The 16,431-nt window shown below is 63.2% G+C and carries 17 protein-coding genes; 9 read left to right on the top strand and 8 right to left on the bottom strand.

Annotation, left to right across the window (positions count from 1 at the left end; translation table 11 throughout):
- Positions 1-804, bottom strand: coding sequence for a DODA-type extradiol aromatic ring-opening family dioxygenase (locus KI612_RS11245; RefSeq protein ID WP_226440175.1), 804 nt, complete (start codon positions 802-804; stop codon positions 1-3).
- Positions 805-899: 95 nt separating this feature from the next.
- On the opposite strand from KI612_RS11245, the gene KI612_RS11240 reads away from it, so the two are divergent.
- Positions 900-1,793 (top strand): LysR family transcriptional regulator, encoded by an 894-nt coding sequence (locus KI612_RS11240; protein WP_226440174.1) that lies wholly within the window; start codon positions 900-902, stop codon positions 1,791-1,793.
- A gap of 46 nt (positions 1,794-1,839) precedes the next feature.
- Here the strand turns inward: KI612_RS11240 and KI612_RS11235 are convergent, their stop codons facing one another.
- The 3 genes from KI612_RS11235 to KI612_RS11225 form a co-directional block, all read right to left on the bottom strand.
- Positions 1,840-2,337 (bottom strand): hypothetical protein, encoded by a 498-nt coding sequence (locus KI612_RS11235; RefSeq protein ID WP_226440173.1) that lies wholly within the window; start codon positions 2,335-2,337, stop codon positions 1,840-1,842.
- A 36-nt stretch (positions 2,338-2,373) separates the two neighbouring features.
- Complete coding sequence (locus KI612_RS11230) at positions 2,374-2,607, bottom strand: hypothetical protein (RefSeq protein ID WP_226440172.1); 234 nt, start codon at positions 2,605-2,607, stop codon at positions 2,374-2,376.
- 148 nt (positions 2,608-2,755) lie between these two features.
- Entirely contained in the window at positions 2,756-3,109 is a 354-nt protein-coding gene (locus KI612_RS11225; protein WP_226440171.1) for a hypothetical protein, read from the bottom strand.
- A gap of 205 nt (positions 3,110-3,314) precedes the next feature.
- Here KI612_RS11225 and KI612_RS11220 point away from each other — a divergent pair, with 205 nt between their 5' ends.
- On the top strand, positions 3,315-4,100 hold the full coding sequence (locus KI612_RS11220) for a response regulator (RefSeq protein ID WP_226440170.1): 786 nt from the start codon (positions 3,315-3,317) through the stop codon (positions 4,098-4,100).
- Positions 4,101-4,109: 9 nt separating this feature from the next.
- On the opposite strand, the gene KI612_RS11215 is transcribed toward KI612_RS11220, so the two are convergent.
- On the bottom strand, positions 4,110-7,946 hold the full coding sequence (locus tag KI612_RS11215) for an MHYT domain-containing protein (protein WP_226440169.1): 3,837 nt from the start codon (positions 7,944-7,946) through the stop codon (positions 4,110-4,112).
- A 222-nt stretch (positions 7,947-8,168) separates the two neighbouring features.
- Between KI612_RS11215 and tpx the strand changes: the two genes are divergently transcribed.
- From tpx to pcaC, 7 genes are all read left to right on the top strand, one after another.
- The gene (gene tpx, locus KI612_RS11210) at positions 8,169-8,672 is read left to right on the top strand and encodes a thiol peroxidase (protein WP_226440168.1); all 504 of its coding nucleotides are present in this window, start codon (positions 8,169-8,171) and stop codon (positions 8,670-8,672) included.
- A gap of 69 nt (positions 8,673-8,741) precedes the next feature.
- Positions 8,742-10,109 (top strand): HD-GYP domain-containing protein, encoded by a 1,368-nt coding sequence (locus KI612_RS11205; protein ID WP_319002937.1) that lies wholly within the window; start codon positions 8,742-8,744, stop codon positions 10,107-10,109.
- Positions 10,110-10,166: 57 nt separating this feature from the next.
- Positions 10,167-11,489 (top strand): 30S ribosomal protein S12 methylthiotransferase RimO, encoded by a 1,323-nt coding sequence (gene rimO, locus KI612_RS11200; RefSeq protein WP_226440167.1) that lies wholly within the window; start codon positions 10,167-10,169, stop codon positions 11,487-11,489.
- Positions 11,464-12,861 carry an FAD-binding oxidoreductase gene (locus KI612_RS11195; RefSeq protein ID WP_226440166.1) on the top strand — a complete coding sequence of 466 codons (1,398 nt, stop codon included), beginning with the start codon at positions 11,464-11,466 and terminating at the stop codon, positions 12,859-12,861. The genes rimO and KI612_RS11195 overlap by 26 nt, the downstream gene beginning before the upstream one ends.
- A 75-nt stretch (positions 12,862-12,936) precedes the next feature.
- The gene (locus KI612_RS11190) at positions 12,937-13,149 is read left to right on the top strand and encodes a ParD-like family protein (protein WP_226444220.1); all 213 of its coding nucleotides are present in this window, start codon (positions 12,937-12,939) and stop codon (positions 13,147-13,149) included.
- The gene (gene map / locus KI612_RS11185; RefSeq protein ID WP_226440165.1) at positions 13,146-13,946 is read left to right on the top strand and encodes a type I methionyl aminopeptidase; all 801 of its coding nucleotides are present in this window, start codon (positions 13,146-13,148) and stop codon (positions 13,944-13,946) included. Before KI612_RS11190 ends, map begins: the two co-directional genes overlap by 4 nt.
- A gap of 32 nt (positions 13,947-13,978) precedes the next feature.
- Positions 13,979-14,368 (top strand): 4-carboxymuconolactone decarboxylase, encoded by a 390-nt coding sequence (pcaC, locus tag KI612_RS11180; RefSeq protein WP_226440164.1) that lies wholly within the window; start codon positions 13,979-13,981, stop codon positions 14,366-14,368.
- Between the two features lie 120 nt (positions 14,369-14,488).
- Here pcaC and KI612_RS11175 read toward each other — a convergent pair whose 3' ends face one another.
- The 3 genes from KI612_RS11175 to KI612_RS11165 form a co-directional block, all read right to left on the bottom strand.
- Entirely contained in the window at positions 14,489-15,133 is a 645-nt protein-coding gene (locus KI612_RS11175) for a hypothetical protein (RefSeq protein ID WP_226440163.1), read from the bottom strand.
- Positions 15,134-15,269: 136 nt separating this feature from the next.
- The gene (locus KI612_RS11170) at positions 15,270-15,941 is read right to left on the bottom strand and encodes a glutathione S-transferase family protein (RefSeq protein ID WP_226440162.1); all 672 of its coding nucleotides are present in this window, start codon (positions 15,939-15,941) and stop codon (positions 15,270-15,272) included.
- 19 nt (positions 15,942-15,960) lie between these two features.
- Positions 15,961-16,395, bottom strand: coding sequence for a MarR family winged helix-turn-helix transcriptional regulator (locus KI612_RS11165; protein WP_226440161.1), 435 nt, complete (start codon positions 16,393-16,395; stop codon positions 15,961-15,963).
- Between the last annotated feature and the right edge of the window lie 36 nt (positions 16,396-16,431).

Genomic DNA, 16,431 nt, shown 5'->3' with positions numbered 1-16,431 from the left:
TCAACCTCCTGATTGGGGCAAAAATGAATAGGCATCCATCGCGATCACGTAATCGTCGATGCCGGCATGGAAACGTTGGGCTTGGGCTGCTTCGCCGCCGGCGCCAAGTGCGACAAAGAGCGGCAGCAAATGTTCCTCGCTGGGTTGTGCCTGGACACCGCCCGGGCTTTGCCGGCGGTAGTCGAGCAGGGCGTCGATGTCGCCAGCCTGCAGGCGCTCGGCCAGCCAGTCGGTGAACTCGCGCACATAGGCCGGTGTCTGGCCACCATTGCGCCAGGCCATCTGGTAGTCGCGCAGGTTGTGCGTGACATTGCCCGAGGCGATGACGAGAAAGCCTTGCGCGGTGAGCGGGGCGAGCGCCCGGCCGAGCGCGTAGGCCTGTTGCGGTCCGCCATGGCTCTGGATGGACAGCGGGATGACCGGCACGTCAGCCTCCGGGAACATCAGGCGCAGCGGCACCCAGGCGCCGTGATCGAGGCCACGGCCGGCATCGCTGGCGACCGGCAGGCCGGCGGCACGAACCGCCGCCACGACTTCGTCGGCGGCTTCGCGGCAGCCGGTGGCCGGGTAGTTGAGCGCATAGAGTTCTTCCGGGAAGCCCCAGAAGTCGTGGATGGTTTCCGGCCGGGCGGCGTAGCCGACGGTTGGTTCGGCCGTATCCCAGTGCGCGCTGACGATGACGATGGCGCGCGGCAGGGGGAGCTGGCGGGCCGCTGCCGCGATGGCCGCGCCAGCTGCGCCCGGGCGCAGCGCGAAAGTCGGCGCGCCGTGCGGAACGAAGAGAGCGGGTAGGGACTGTGTCATTGCTGCGACTCCTGATGCGATGGGCGTACTGTAGTCCTCCTTTTTGCAGCGAAATAGCAGACAATCGGCAAATGTTTATTGCTGGATGAGCAACAATGGATAGACTCGAAGCCATGCATCTCTTTGTGCGTGTCGCCGAACTGGGCAGTTTCTCGGCGGTGGCGCTGCAACTGGGCCTTGCCCGTTCGGTGGTGACGCGCCAGATCGCGGCGCTCGAAGCGCATCTCGGCGTCAAGCTGATGGTGCGCAGCACGCGCCGCCTGGCGCTGACCTCGGCCGGCACCGCCTACCTGGAAAAATGCCGGGTCATCCTCAATCTCGTCGAGTCGGCCGAGACCGATGTCGCCGAGGAGCGTCTGACGCCGCGCGGCAATATCCGCATCAGCCTGCCGCTCAGCTTCGGCCTCAAGCGCCTGGCGCCGCTGCTGCTCGATTTTTCGCAGCGCTATCCCGAGGTCGGCCTCGAGATGGATTACAGCGACCGGCGGGTCAAGCTGATCGAGGAGGGCATCGACCTGTCGATCCGCATCACCCGCCGCCTCGATCCCGGCGACGTGGCGCGCAAGATCGGCAGCAGCCGCATGCAGGTCATTGCCTCGCCCGACTACCTGGCCCGGCACGGCCGGCCACGTCACCCGTCGGAGCTGGCGCATCACGAATGCCTGGGCTATACCGCTGGCGGTGGCAGCCTGGCCTGGCAGTTCCTGGTTGCCGGGCAGCTGGAAAGTTTCGTCGTGCATAGCCGCATCAACGCCAACAACGGCGACGTGCTGACCGAAGCGGCGGCGCAGGGGCTGGGCATCACCTGCCAGCCCGATTTCATCGGCGAGAGCTATTTTGCGAGTGGGCGCATCGAGGCGATACTCGAAGACTTTCCCCAGCCCGAACTCGGCATCTACGCCATGTTGCCGAGCAACCGGCACGTGCCGCACCGGGTGCGTGTGCTGATGGACTTCCTCGCTGCCGGGCTGGCCGAGCCGGCAATTTAGGCGTTTTTCCGGCGTCGACCGGTCGACGCCGGATTTTGGGCTGTTTTCAGGCGGCGATCAGGGCCTGCAGCTGACTGTAGAAAGCCTTGTCGCGCTCGTACTGGCCGTCGGCGAGCAGGCCCTTGTTTGCCTCCAGGCTTGCCAGTAAGTTATCCACGACCTGGCGATAGCTGCTGATCTCGTCCGCCGGATACGTCAAACCCTGGCTTTGGCCGTCGATCTGCAAGCCATAGATGGCGATGTGCATACTCAACTGGTAGGTCATCATCATCCCCTGGTCCATGCCGGCCGTGGCCTGGAACCAGGCCTCCTTGAAGGCTTCGGGCGCATCGCTGGGCGGGAAGGACATGGTGCGGGCGGCGCCGACTTCGGTGATCCCGTCATGGTTCAGGTCGACGCCGTAGCCCTCCGGCAGCAGCAGGTTTTCGGCGCCTTCCTCGGTTAGCGACGCAGTGTCGATGCGGTCGGCTAGGCAGTGATTCTGGCGCACGGCATCGAGCTCTTTCGCCGACAGCGAGCCGAGAAACTGGCGGGCATTGTCCATGCCGCCCGAACTGTAGGCTTTGTTCAGTATCTCGGCCTAGAGCGCCTGGCTTTCATTGCTGACGCCGCGCAGCGCGGAGAGTTCGCGATGCGTGCTGCCGAGGATGTCGGTCAGTGACTTGCTGGCAGTGTTACTTTCGCTGCTCGCCGATGTCGGCTTTTGCGCGGCAAATGCGGCCTGGTAGGTCGCGTAGAAACTGCTGTCCGGCGTTTCGCGATAGCCGTGGCGCTGCGCCGCAGTGATTGGTGTGCCGACGTTTCTGACTTCCATGATCTTGCCTTTCTCCCGGAAATTTTTGCCGTTGTCTGCCCGTTTTGCCGGTCATCCGATGGTTTTTCGGCCATCGCCGCTCGACTTGGGCCTGCCCGTGAGAGTTAGCAGGGAATATGCCAGTTGCGCGGCGCAGCGAGCCAGCCGCTCAGGCGCAATGCTCGATCGTGCGCCGGATCAGGATGCCGCTGCCCAGTGCATTCATTGCCGCCTCGCGGCAGGCCAGCGTGCGGAAGTGGCGGCGGAAGCGGTTTTCATCGCGCAGGACCAGCGCGGCCGGCTGGTCGTGGTTGCCGCTGAAATAGGCAAGCCCGGCAGCATCGAGCCAGGCCGCCATCTGCTCCGGGTCGGCTGCGCATTTTGCATATTCGGCATCGGGCATGGCGAAAACCCAGGCCGCGGCATGCACGCTGACGCCGGGCGCCAACTCGCAATGGAGCAGCGCCTGCACGGCGGCAGGGCCGCTCAGCTTGAAATCGGCGAGGTGGATGATGTCAGCCATGCGGGAAGTATACGAAAACTTTGCGCCGGGTTGCTCGCGCCTGCCGCAATTTGCCGGCGCTTGCATGTTGCCAGCCCATTAATTGGTGGCTAGCTCTTTGACATTATCCATCCGGTGTGTCGTTTTTCCGGCCAGCCTTGCCTGGAGCTGTTCTTCGGGCTTGCGCTTCTGCTAAGCTGCGCTTTCCCCAAGCCGGAGTTTGCAGATGCGGATCATGATCGTCGATGACAATGCAGCCATGCGCAAGGTGCTTGCCGCACTGTTTGCCGCGGCCGGTCATGAAGTGGTGGGTTCCTTCGGCGATGGCGATGGTCTGGAGGATCACGTCCGCTACATCCTGCCCGATGTGCTGTGTCTCGACTACCACCTGCCGGGGCGCGACGGGCTGACCATCATCAAGGCTATCCAGGCGGAATGGCCGCAGATCGACGTCGTCTTCATGACCGCGTCGGCGGAAAAGGACATCGAGGAGCGGGCTGCGGATGCCGGGGCTTCCGGCTTCATCCGCAAGCCTTTCGGTCAGGTACAGATCATTGCCGAATTGCAGGCGGTTGCCGATACCCGCCATGCGGCGAACCACCAGACCAGTAGCGGTGCGCCCAAGGCACCGGAGCCGGTGCGCGGCAAGCGGGAGACGGCGGTGATCGCCGATGACAACGGCTCGGTGCGTCTGGTGCTCAAGGGCTTGCTCGAAGAAAGCGGCCTGACCGTCGTGCAGTCGGTGGCGAACGGTGCCGAGGCTCTGCAGGCGGCACGCAACCATCAGCCGCGGGTGCTCTGCCTGGACGTCAACATGCCGGTGATGGGCGGTCTGGAAGCCTTGCCGCAGATTGTCGAAGCCAGTCCGCAAACCTCGGTGATCATGGTTACCGGCTGTGCCGACAAGAGGCTGGTCGGCCAGGCGGCCGGCCTCGGTGCCGTTGGCTACATCATCAAGCCCTTGCGTCCGGCCTACGTCGAAACCTTCATCCGCCGCTTGCTCGGTCGCTGAAGGCGCGGGTCAGTGCGCTGCTGACAGCCATTTGAGCAGCGTCGCAAACAGGATTTCCGGATCGACCGGCTTGGCAATGAAGTCGTCCATGCCGGCTTCCATGCAGCGTGCCTTGTCCTCGGCAAAGGCATTGGCGGTCATTGCCAGGATCGGCAGCCTGGCGCAGCCGGGCAGCTCGCGAATGCGCCGGGTGGCTTCCAGACCATCCATGCGCGGCATCTGCATGTCCATCAGGATCAGTTTGTAGGGGTGTTGGCTGGTCATGGCGACCGCTTCGACCCCGTCTTCCGCGACATCGACGGCAAGTTCGAGATCACTGAGGATTTCGAGGGCGATTTCGCGGTTGATCGGTTCATCCTCGACGAGCAGGATGCGGCTGCCGGCATAGTTGCTGTGCAGCATTTCTTCCGCCTGCTGTGCCTTGGCCGCCATGGGCTTCGGCGTGTCCTGCTTGTCGCGGGGCAGCCTGACGGAAAACCAGAACAGGCTGCCTTCCCCCTCGCGACTGCTGACGCCGGCATCGCCGCCCATCAGTTGGGCGAGGCGGCGCGTGATGTTGAGGCCCAGTCCGGTGCCTCCGTGATGGCGGGTGGTTGAGTTGTCGGCCTGTTCGAAGGCCGAGAACAGGCGTTGCTGGGCTTCCTCGGGGATGCCGCTGCCGGTGTCCTCGACTTCGAAGCGGAGGTGGACATCATCGGCCGACTGTTCGATGAGCCGGGTGCGCAGCGTGATGTGGCCACTGTCGGTGAATTTGACGGCATTGATCACGTAATTGAGCAGGGCCTGCCGGATGCGGGTCGGGTCGCCGAGCAGGTTGCCGGGCAGGGCGCTGGTTTCGACGCGCAGGTCGAGGTGCTTAGCATGCACGCGCTCGGCCATCAGCGAGACGGCATCGGCAACCAGCGCGCCGACATGGATCGGGATCGATTCCAGGGTCAGTTTGCCGGCCTCGATTTTCGACAGGTCGAGAATGTCGTTGATGATCGCCAGCAGGTGCTGACCGGCAACCTCGATCTTGCCCAGACGTTCGGCCTGGCGCGGCGTGATGTTGTCCCGCCGCAGCAGGTGCACCATGCCGGTGATGGCATTCATCGGGGTGCGGATTTCATGGCTCATGTTGGTCAGGAAGGAGCTCTTGGCACGGTTGGCAGCCTCGGCCTCGGCGGCATGGGCAGCCAGCTCGGTATTGAGCGCAGCGATCTGGCGGGTGCGTTCGCTGACCAGCTCCTCAAGGTGCAGGCGATAGTGTTCCAGTTCCTCGATGTTGTGCTTTTTCTCGGTGACGTCTTCCTTGACCGAGAGGTAATGCGTGATCTGGCCATCACTCTGGCGGATGGGCGAAAAGATCTGGTATTCAATATAGATTTCGCCATCTTTGCGCTGGTTGATCAATTCACCTTGCCAGGGCTGGCCATTGCTCAGCGCCTGCCACAGTGCGGCATAGGTCGCGGGCGGCGTGCGCCCGGACTGCAGGAAGCGCGGATTGCGCCCGATCACTTCGTCGAAGGTGTAGCCGGAGGTCTTGCAGAATGCTTCGTTGACGTATTCGATCTCGCATCGCTTGTTGGTGATGATGATCGAATTCGGGCTTTGCTCGACCGCCTGCGACAGTTTGCGCAGCTTTTCCTCGGAGGCGCGCTGGGCACTGACATCGAACCAGGCGACGACTGTGCCGATACTTTCACCATCCTGAATGACCGGTCGGCCCCAATACTCGACGGGGATGGCTGTGCCGTCCTTGCGCCAAAAGACTTCGCCTTCGACATGGACGCCGTGTTCGGCGATTGTCGCCAGTGCCGCAGGGCATGCGTTGGCCGGGTAGTGGCTGCCGTCGGCATGCGAGTGGTGAATGAAGCTGTGCATGCGCTGGCCGAGCAGTTCGCTCTCGTCGGTATAGCCGAGCATCTTGATGCAGGCGCGGTTGACAAAGATGCAGGTGCCGTCGCGGTCGGTGCCGTAGATGCCTTCCGCCATCGAGTCGAGGAGCAGGCGGAATTTTTTCTCGCTCTGTTCCAGTCGCGCCAGGGATTCACCCTGGGCCCGGTTGGCTTCGCGTACGGTCCGGAAATAGAGCCAGCCGCCATAAATGGAGAAAAACAGCAGTCCGCCGGCGATTGCCAGGAGAACGAAGAGCCAGGTCCGGTTGTCCTGGATGTCGGGCCACGATTCCAGATAATGCGGCAGGTAAACGCCGATTCCGTCAGCCGGCAAGGTTTGTTTTTCGAGAATCAGAGGGGCGTTGCGGCGACTTTTCAACAAGTCGGGAAAGCGCTCATCGCCCCAGTTCGCCAGTTGCATCGGCTCGGGCTTCGCCTGTTGGTAGCGCTGCAGGCGCTGACTTTCGCTCAACTGCGTCAGGGTATTGTCGGGCACGGTATGCCACAGCAAGGCAGGGTCGGTCGATGAAACAACGACGCCATGGGCATCCGTGAGAAAGACGCCGCTGCCGGCGAAATGCTGGGTCAGGCTGCGAATGTTGAGTTTGACCGCAATCGTGCCGAGATTCCTGCCTTCGGCCAGCACCGGTGAGGCGAAATAGAGGCCGGGGATACGGCTGACCTTGCCGACGGCAAATTGCCGTCCGGGCTTGCCGGCTTGCGTGCTGCGGAAATAGTCGCGTTCGCTGAAGTCGGTACCGACAAAACTGTCCGCTTCGCCGGCATTGCTGGCGGCGACGCTGCGGCCGTCGGGCGTCATGATCCAGATGACGTCGGCCTTGAGTATTTTTGCCTGGCTCTGCAGATAGCGATTGAGTTCTGCCAGTTGCTGGTTTTCACTGCGCGGCTGACCCGGGCTGTCCTTGCCGGGTGCCCGGGGGGCAGTCGGCCCGGCGAGCTTGTACAGCAATTGCCGGATGGCAGGTTCATGCGCCAGCGCTTCGGGCAGCGCAGCCTGCCCGTTCAGGGTTTCCTGGATGCTGGCGGTGACATAGCTCAATTGCCGATGTGCGCTTGCGGTTTCCTGTTGATGGAGTTCGGATGTCAGGCGGGCGGTGTAGAGCGAGGCAAGTATCCAGGCGATTCCCGTCCAGATCAGTCCCATGGTCAGCAATGGCCGGTAGTGGGCGCTATCGAATGCCTTGGCGTGACGTTTGCCGATGGCGGCAGCGATCATCGCGATGATGATGGCGATGGTGGCCAGCGCGAGCGCCGTGGCGAGCAGGGATGGTGTCAGTTGGGAAACGGGAATGCCGGCATCGCCGTCGCGAACGAAATAAGCCGCCGCCATCGCGGTGTAGTGCATGCCGGAAATCGCCAGTCCCAGGGTGCTTGCCGCGGCCAGGTTGGCCCATGGGCCGCGGGGCAGCCAGCGGTCGATTCTTGTCTTGAGCCAGAGCGCAGGGATGGCCAGGCATACGGCGACGGCCAGCGAGAGGAAAAACAGCGTGCGGTCGTAGCGGACCAGTCCGTCGAGGCGCATGGCGGCCATGCCGGTGTAGTGCATGAGGCCGATGCCGAGCGCGATCAGGGTGCCGCCGAGCAGCAAGGACGGCGTGTCGAGGTGCTTGCGGCTGATCAGCGCCAGCGCCAGGCTGCAGGCCAGCATGCCGGGGATGATGGAAGCAGCCGTCAGCCAGGGCGAATAGGCGACGCTGCAGGGGAGCTGGAAGGCCAGCATGCCGACGAAATGCATCGCCCAGATGCCGAGGCCCATGGTGATGCCGCCTGCCACAAGCCAGTTGCGGCGTTGTCGGTGATCATCGAGTCGGGCGGTCAGGTCGGTGACGAGCAGGGCGGCAAAGGCAGCGAAGATGGCAATCAGCAAGGAAGCCACGACCAGCAACGGGTTGTACTGACCAATGTAGAGAAGGCTCTCGGGGGGCGCGCTACTGACGAGTTCGAGCATGAAGGGGCGGTTGCCTGTGTTTTTTTGGCTGCTGGGCGGAACGGTCTATATCTTAAGGCAGAGTGCCCCCCTTTGATTGGCATCCCTGACGGTAAACGCCTGTCAATTGTCGTATTTCGGGTGTGTGCCGCATGTTTTTGCGTTTTTCGATGAAATTATTTTGCTGACGCAAGGTCAGAGTCACTTCGGCGCTTTCGCCATCACCAAAACATGGAGCACAACATGAGCAATTCCGTAACCCTGGGCGGCAATCCGATCGAAGTGGGCGGCGTCTTTCCCGCCAAGGGCAGCACGGCTCCGGCATTCTCTCTGGTCGGCAAGGATCTCGCCGATGTCACGCTGGCCAGCCTGGGCGGTCAACGCAAGATTTTGAACATTTTTCCCAGCATCGATACGCCGACCTGCGCCACCTCGGTGCGCAAGTTCAACCAGTCGGCCAATGAGCTGAAGAACACCGTCGTGCTGTGCATTTCGGCCGATCTGCCGTTTGCGCAAAGCCGTTTCTGCGGCGCCGAAGGCCTGGCCAACGTGCAGACCCTGTCCACCATGCGCGGCCGCGATTTTCTGGCTGCCTACGGTGTCGCCATTGAAAGCGGGCCGCTCGCCGGGCTGGCGGCGCGCGCCGTGATCGTGCTTGATGAAAACAATCAGGTGCTGCACAGTGAACTGGTCAGCGAAATCAAGCAGGAACCGGATTACGCCCCGGCCCTCGCCGCGCTCGCCTGACCCCATCCCGGCACGGCAGCATTTTCTGTCGCGCCGGGCGGTCGACCGCTGTAAACGCAGGTTTTTCCCATGCCCATGCGCCGATTTTCCGCGCTGCCGTCCGGCAGCGGCTTGCAGCTTTCCGAACTGATTTCGGCGCTGTCGCACGCGCTCGACATCACCGAGGGGCAGCCAGCCGGGCATTGCGTGCGCTGCTGCTGGATAGGCATGCACATCGGGCGGACGATCGGGCTCGACGACGATGCGCTGTGGGAGCTCTATTACACGTTGTTGCTCAAGGATCTCGGCTGCAGCAGCAATGCCGCGCGCATCTGCGAGCTGTACCTGACCGACGATCTCGCCTTCAAACGCGATTTCAAGACGGTCGGCGACAGCCTGCCGCAGGTGCTGCAATTCGTGCTCAGCCATACCGGTCTCAAGGCCGGGCTGGCCGAACGTTTTCGCACCGCGCTGACGATCATGCGTGACGGCAGCGAGATCGCGCAGGAACTGATCGCGACGCGTTGTCAGCGCGGCGCCGAAATTGCTCGCCTGTTGCGTTTTCCGGAAGCGGTCGCGCTCGGCATCTATAGCCTGGACGAACATTACAACGGGCAGGGCAGGCCGGCGGCGCTGGCCGGCGAGGCGATCCCGCTTTATGCGCGGATCGCGCTGCTCGCCCAGGTCATCGACGTCTTCCATACGACCGGCGGGCCGGGCGCGGCGCTCGATGAAGTCCGCCAGCGTTCCGGTGCCTGGTTCGATCCACGCCTGGTGCAGGCCTTCGAAAGCGTGGCCGATGACGATGCCTTCTGGGCGATGCTGGCCGCACCGGAAATCGACGCCGCGATCCTGGCGCTCGAACCGGCCGCGCACATCGTTGATCTGGATGACGATTACCTCGACGACATCGCCGCCGCCTTCGGCCAGGTGGTCGACTCGAAAAGTCCCTACACCAGCGGCCACAGCGCGCGGGTGGCGCTTTACACCGACCTGATCGCCGAAGAAATGGGCCTGTCCGCCGAACGTCGGCGCTGGCTGAAGCGCGGTGCGCTGCTGCACGACGTCGGCAAGCTTGGCGTCAGCAACAGCGTGCTCGACAAGCCGGGCAAGCTCGACGCCGAGGAGTGGGCAGCGGTGCAGGCGCACGCGATGTACACCGAAACCATCCTGGCGCGCATCGCCGCATTTTCCGAGTTGGCCGTCGTTGCCGCGGCGCATCACGAGCGCCTCGACGGCAAGGGTTATCCGCGCGGTTTGTCCGCTGACCAGATCTGCCTGGAAACCCGCATCATCACGACCGCCGACATCTTCGACGCGATTACCGCCGAGCGCCCCTACCGCGGCGCCATTCCGATTCCCCGCACGCTCGAGATGATGGCCGAAAACCTCGGTAGCGCCATCGACGAGCGCTGTTTTGCCGCGCTGAAACGGTCACTTGACCGCCTGCCGGCCTGATTCCCCCGTAAAATACGGCCCTTTCGCATTCCGGCTTTTCCGGACAAGGTTTTTCGCATGACTATTCAACAAAAAGTGCCGACCGTCGGCTTCGTCAGCCTGGGTTGCCCCAAGGCCAGTTCGGACGCCGAGCGCATCCTGACCAAGCTGCGCGCCGAAGGCTATGAAATCTCCCCGAGCTACGACAACTCCGATCTGGTGATCGTCAATACCTGCGGCTTCATCGATGCCGCCGTCGAGGAATCGCTTGACGCGATCGGCGAGGCCTTGAACGAAAACGGCAAGGTCATCGTCACCGGCTGCCTCGGCGCCAAGGGCGACATCGTGCAATCGACGCATCCGTCGGTGCTCGCCGTGACCGGCCCGCACGCCGCCGACGAAGTCATGGGCTACGTGCATGCGCACCTGCCGAAACCGCACGATCCCTACACCGACCTGGTGCCGGCCCAGGGCGTGCGCCTGACGCCCGATCACTTCGCCTACCTGAAGATTTCCGAAGGCTGCAATCACAGCTGCACCTTCTGCATCATCCCGTCGCTGCGTGGCCCGCTCGTCTCGCGCCCGGTCGGCGACGTGCTCGCCGAAGCCGAGAATCTGGCGCGCGCCGGCGTCAAGGAAATCCTCGTCATCTCGCAGGACACCAGCGCCTATGGCGTCGATCTGAAATACCGCACGGCTTTCTGGGGCGGCAAGCCGGTCAAGTCGCGCCTGAAGGAATTGTGCGAGGCGCTGGCCAGCTTCGGCATCTGGGTGCGCCTGCATTACGTTTATCCGTACCCGTCGGTCGACGACATCATTCCGCTGATGGCCGAAGGCAAGATCCTGCCTTACCTCGACGTGCCCTTCCAGCACGCCAGCCCGAAGATCCTCAAGGCCATGAAGCGCCCCGGCTCCAGCGAAAACACGCTGGAACGCATCGCCCGCTGGCGCGAGATCTGCCCGGAACTGGTCATCCGCTCGACCTTCATCACCGGCTTCCCGGGCGAGACGGAAGAGGATTTCGACCAACTGATCCAGTTCCTCGAAGATGCCAAGCTCGACCGCGTCGGCGCCTTTGCCTACTCGCCGGTCGAGGGCGCCAAGGCCAATGAACTCGGTCTGCTCCTGCCCGAAGACGTGCGCGAAGACCGCCGCCGCTGGCTGATGCAGGTGCAGGAAGACATCTCCGCCGCCAAGCTCGAAGCCAAGATCGACACCACCATCCAGGTGCTGGTCGACGCGGTGGACGAGGAGGGCACGATCGCCCGCTCCAAGGCCGATGCGCCGGAAATCGACGGTCTCGTTTATCTCGACGGCTTCTTCGACGCCCAGCCGGGCGACTTCCTGCAAGTCAAGGTCGTCGACGCCGATCACCATGACCTCTACGCCCAGCCTGTCTGAACAACTCGCTGACATTGTCGGGGCAGCGCATGTCCTGACTGCTGCGGCCGACATCGCGCCCTTCGTCAGCGACTGGCGCGGGCGTTACGTCGGGGCGGCGCTCTGCGTCGTGCGTCCGGCCGATACGGAAGAAGTCGCCGCCGTCGTCCGCGCCTGTGCCGCCAGTAATACCCCGATCGTGCCGCAGGGCGGCAATACCAGCCTGTGCGGCGCGGCGACGCCGGATGCGACGGGCCGGGCGGTCGTGCTTAGCCTGAGCCGGCTGCGCCATATCCGGGCGGTCGACGCGCAAAACAACACGATTTCGGTCGAGGCTGGCTGTACGCTGGCTGAGGTGCAGGCCGCGGCGCGCGCTGTCGACCGATTGTTCCCGCTGGCGCTCGCCTCGGAGGGGACGTGCCGGATCGGCGGCAATCTGTCGACCAATGCCGGCGGCGTGCAGGTGCTGCGCTACGGCAACACGCGCGAGCTGACGCTGGGCCTCGAAGTCGTGCTGCCCAACGGCGACGTCTGGGATGGCCTGCGCGGTCTGCGCAAGGACAACACCGGCTACGATCTGAAGCAATTGTTCATCGGCGCCGAAGGTACGCTCGGCATCATCACCGCCGCCGTGCTCAAGCTCTATCCGCTGCCGCGCCGGCTGACCACCTGCTGGCTCAATGTCGCCAGCCCGGCCGCAGCGGTCGACCTGCTGAATCGGGCAAAAACCGTTTTCGACGCGCAGTTGACCGCTTTCGAACTGGTTTCCGAAACGGCGCTCGGCCTGGTGCTGAAGAACATCCCGGACAGCGTACGGCCCGGCGTCCTTTCGCCCTGGTACGTGCTGGCCGAGTTTGCCGATGCGCCAAGCGCCGCCGTCGAAGCCTGGCTGGGCGAGATGCTGGAAGACGAGCGCATCGCCGACGCCGTGCTCGCGCAGAGCGAGACGCAGGCGGCGCGGCTGTGGGCGCTGCGCGAGAACATCTCGGAAGCGCAGAAGGTCGAAGGCGTCAGCATCAAGCACGATGTCGCGGTGCCGGTCTCGGCCATCCCGGAGTTCCTGGCGCGCGCCGATGCGGCGCTGGCGGCGGCCTTTCCCGGCAGTCGCGTCGTTGCCTTCGGGCATGTCGGCGATGGCAACCTGCACTACAACCTGTCGCAGGCCGATGCGCAGGAAAACACGGCTTTCCTTGCCAGCCAGCCGGCGGTCAACCGCATCGTGCACGACACGGTCGACGCGCTGAACGGCTCGATTTCCGCCGAGCACGGCATCGGCCAGTTGAAGCGCGACGAACTGGCGCATTACAAGAGCCCGGTCGAACTCGCGCTGATGCGCAGTATCAAGCAGGCGCTCGATCCGCAGGGCCTGATGAATCCGGGCAAGATCCTCTAGGCGGGGCGGCTCGACGCGGCTAGTTACTTTTGTTAATATATGAAGTGACTACAAACCATATATTGAGTGCCTGCCTTGGGAATCGTGAAAATATCAGAACAGATGCATGAAAACCTGCGTCTGACCAGTGGGGCGCTGAGTCGCTCGATCAATGCCCAGGCTGAACACTGGCTACGCGTCGGCATGCTTGCCGAACTCAATCCGAACCTGCATTACGGCGAGATCTGCCAGTTGCTGATCCAGGCCGAACGCCAGGCCGGGCCGCTCACCGAAGAGCGTGCCGCATGAGCGGCGCCGTGCAGGTTCCATTGCGCTCGCCGGAAGAGATTGCGCTGGCCCGCCGCGCCGGCCATCTCGCCGCCGAACTGCTCGACATGATCGGTCCGCACGTTCGGGCCGGGGTGACGACCGACGAACTCGACCGTCTGTGCCACGACCATATCGTCAAGGTACAGGGCGCGATCCCGGCCAATGTCGGCTACCACGGTTATCCGAAGACGATCTGCGCTTCGGTCAATAACGTCATCTGCCACGGCATTCCGTCCGACAAGAAGCTGAAGAACGGCGACATCGTGAATATCGACGTCGCGCTCAACAAGGACGGCTGGTTCGGCGATTCGAGCCGGATGTACTTTGTCGGTGAGCCGGGCATCCTGGCCCGCCGCCTGGTCCGCACCACCTACGAGGCGATGCGCGCCGGCATTCTGCAGGTGCGGCCGGGCGCGACGCTGGGCGATGTCGGCCACGCCATCCAGAAAGTCGCCGAGCGGGAAGGCTTCAGCGTCGTGCGCGAATACTGCGGCCACGGCATCGGCCGCATTTACCACGACGAGCCGCAGGTCCTGCATTACGGCCGGCCGGGCGAAGGCCTCAGGCTCGAAGCCGGCATGGTGTTCACCATCGAACCGATGATCAATGCCGGCAAGCCCGGTATCCGCCATCTGCCGGACGGCTGGACGGTGGTCACCAAGGACCGCTCGCTGTCGGCGCAGTGGGAGCACATGGTCGCCGTGACCGACAGCGGTTTCGATATCCTGACGCCGTGGCCGGACGGCTACGGCGATTACCCGGCCATCGCGGCCTGAGCGCCGTGCCGAGCCGGCAAGCGGAGAGCAAGATGAGTCGTGACGAACAATTTGAACAAGGTTTGCAGATGCGCCGCCAGGTCATGGGTGACGCCTTCGTGGACAAGGCCTTTGCCAATGTCGATGCTTTCACCGCGCCGCTGCAGGAATTCGTGACCCGCAACGCCTGGGGCACGACCTGGTGCCGCGCCGGACTGGATCTGAAAACACGCAGTCTGCTGACCCTTTCGATGCTGACCGCGCTCGGGCGGGCGACCGAAATCAAGGGGCATGTGCGCGGCGCCATCAATAACGGTGCCACGCCGGCGGAAATCCAGGAAGTCCTGCTGCACGCCGCGATCTACTGCGGCATGCCGCTCGCCATCGACGCCTTTCGTTCGGCGCATGAAGTGCTCAAGGAAATGGGCAGGCTCGAGGCTTGAGCTGAAGGCCGTTTGCCTGCAGGTAAACGGCGGCGCTAACGATAGTGGCGGGGTTCAGTCGGCAGTGTTGCTCATGCCGCCAATGGCGGGAAACGCTTTGCCGGTTTCCGGCTTGAGTCTTCAGCTGTTGCCGAATTTCTCGGCATGCAATTTCACCGCCTGTGCTCGCGCGCTTTGCAGGCGGAGCTTCACGGCGTCGGAGAGCCCGTCGTCAGCATTCCCTGATGCCTTGCTTGCCTGGTTCAGGTTGAAGGCATCGACCGCCTTGATCCTTGCCAGCAAAAGACGAAGCTTGATATGACCCGGAAGCTCCGTGCTCGCATCATCTTCATCCATCTGGTCAAATGACCTGGCCACCCTGGGCTTGCTGAAGGAGCGGTGGAGGTCCAGATCATCAAGGGAGCTTTCCTCGTCGTCACTATCCGACGCAATGAGTCCTGTCGGCTCATCCTGCTTCGCCGCCGAATTTGCCAGCACAATCTGTTCGCGCGCCGAGCGGGACAGCATGGACTTTGCACCCGCCACCTTGGCGGCCTTGGCTTTTTTGGCTTGCCGGATGCTCGTTGGCTTCGGGGCGTAGCTGGTGAGTTCGACGACCATGGCCTGCGTGGGGACCGGCGTGATCGTGACGATGGCTTCGGTGGAGGGCAGCTGCTGTTGCAGCGGCTCCTCCTGGAATTGCTGCATGTCACCACTCATCGGCTCCCAGGCGTGCACGCCCATTGCGGCCAATGAAGTCAGAACAAAGATTAAAAATTTGCGCACTTGGTGTACCTGCAACTCAACTCGTATCCCTCATTAACGCAGCAAATTGCTTTTCGTTGTCACTGTTTTCAAATATTTTTTTCGCCGCCCGGTTTTCTCGATGCCATCGCTGGCGAATTTCCGGGGGCGCGCCAAATCAGCGTTGTCCGCCGTATTCCGCGGCCAGATTGTCGTAATGTGCGTGCGCCTCGGTTTCGCGCAGGGCTGCCGCGTACCATTCCTGCATTGCCGGATGCGCCAGCATGGTCGCGCTGTAGGCTGCGGCGAGCGGTGGCAGGGCGACGTTGTAGATGTGCAGGCGCCAGACGATGGGGGCGAACATTGCATCGGCCACGCTGAAATCGCCGAACAGGTAGGGGCCGTCGCCAGTCGCGAACTTGCTGCGCGCTTCTTCCCAGATTTCGATGATGCGGTCGATGTCGCGCTGGACTTCCGGCGTTGCCGGCTTGCCTTTGAGCTTGAGCTTGAGATTCATCGGCATCGCCGTGCGCAGCTTGGCGAAGCCGGAATGCATTTCGGCGCAGATGCTGCGGGCGCGGGCACGCGCCAGGCGGTCGACCGGCCAGAAAGCCGGATTTTGCTCGGCGAGGTATTCGGCAATGGCAAGGCTGTCCCAGATCTGGAAGCCGTCATCGTGCAGGCAGGGCACGCGTGCATTGCCGGCGAGCGGCTTGAGCAGCGGGTTGTAGTCGCGGCCGGCGACCGAGACCATGTGCTCGGCAAAGGGGATAGCGAAGTGCTTGAGCAGCAGCCAGGGGCGCAGCGACCACGAGGAGTAGTTCTTGTTGCCGATGTAGAGGTCGAGCATGGGGCGTTTCCTGTTCGGGTTAGGATTTTTCCGGGATGGTCCGCATCACCGCCCGCCAGCCTTGTTCGGCCTGCGGGCCGGCGGCGGCAAAGACGGCGGCGAGATGTTTCATTTGCGTACCGGTCAACTGGGTTTCGAGCTGCTTTCCTTCCGGCGTCAGCGACAGTTGTTTGACGCGTCGGTCGTGTTCGGCCACATCCACGGCGACAAGTTGCATGTCGATCAACTGGCGCAGCGGCGCGTTGAGCGCCTGCTTCGAAACGCCGAGGATGCCGAGCAGCGCATTGACCGCGATTTGCGGATTGCGTCCGACGAAATGCAGGATGCGGTGATGCACGCGCCCGAGGCCGCGCTGTTCCAGCATGCGGTCCGGGCGCGAGGTGAAGGCGCGGTAGGCGAAGAAGAAGAGCTCGATGGATTCTTCAAGCTCATCCTGGTTTTTTTGGTCAATCATGTTGACATAATAGGGGTGGGTGCTTAGGCTGTCCAT

The sequence above is a fragment of the Quatrionicoccus australiensis genome (assembly GCF_020510525.1).
Taxonomy (GTDB): domain Bacteria; phylum Pseudomonadota; class Gammaproteobacteria; order Burkholderiales; family Rhodocyclaceae; genus Azonexus; species Azonexus australiensis_B.
This window is presented reverse-complemented; position numbering and strand designations above follow the sequence as displayed.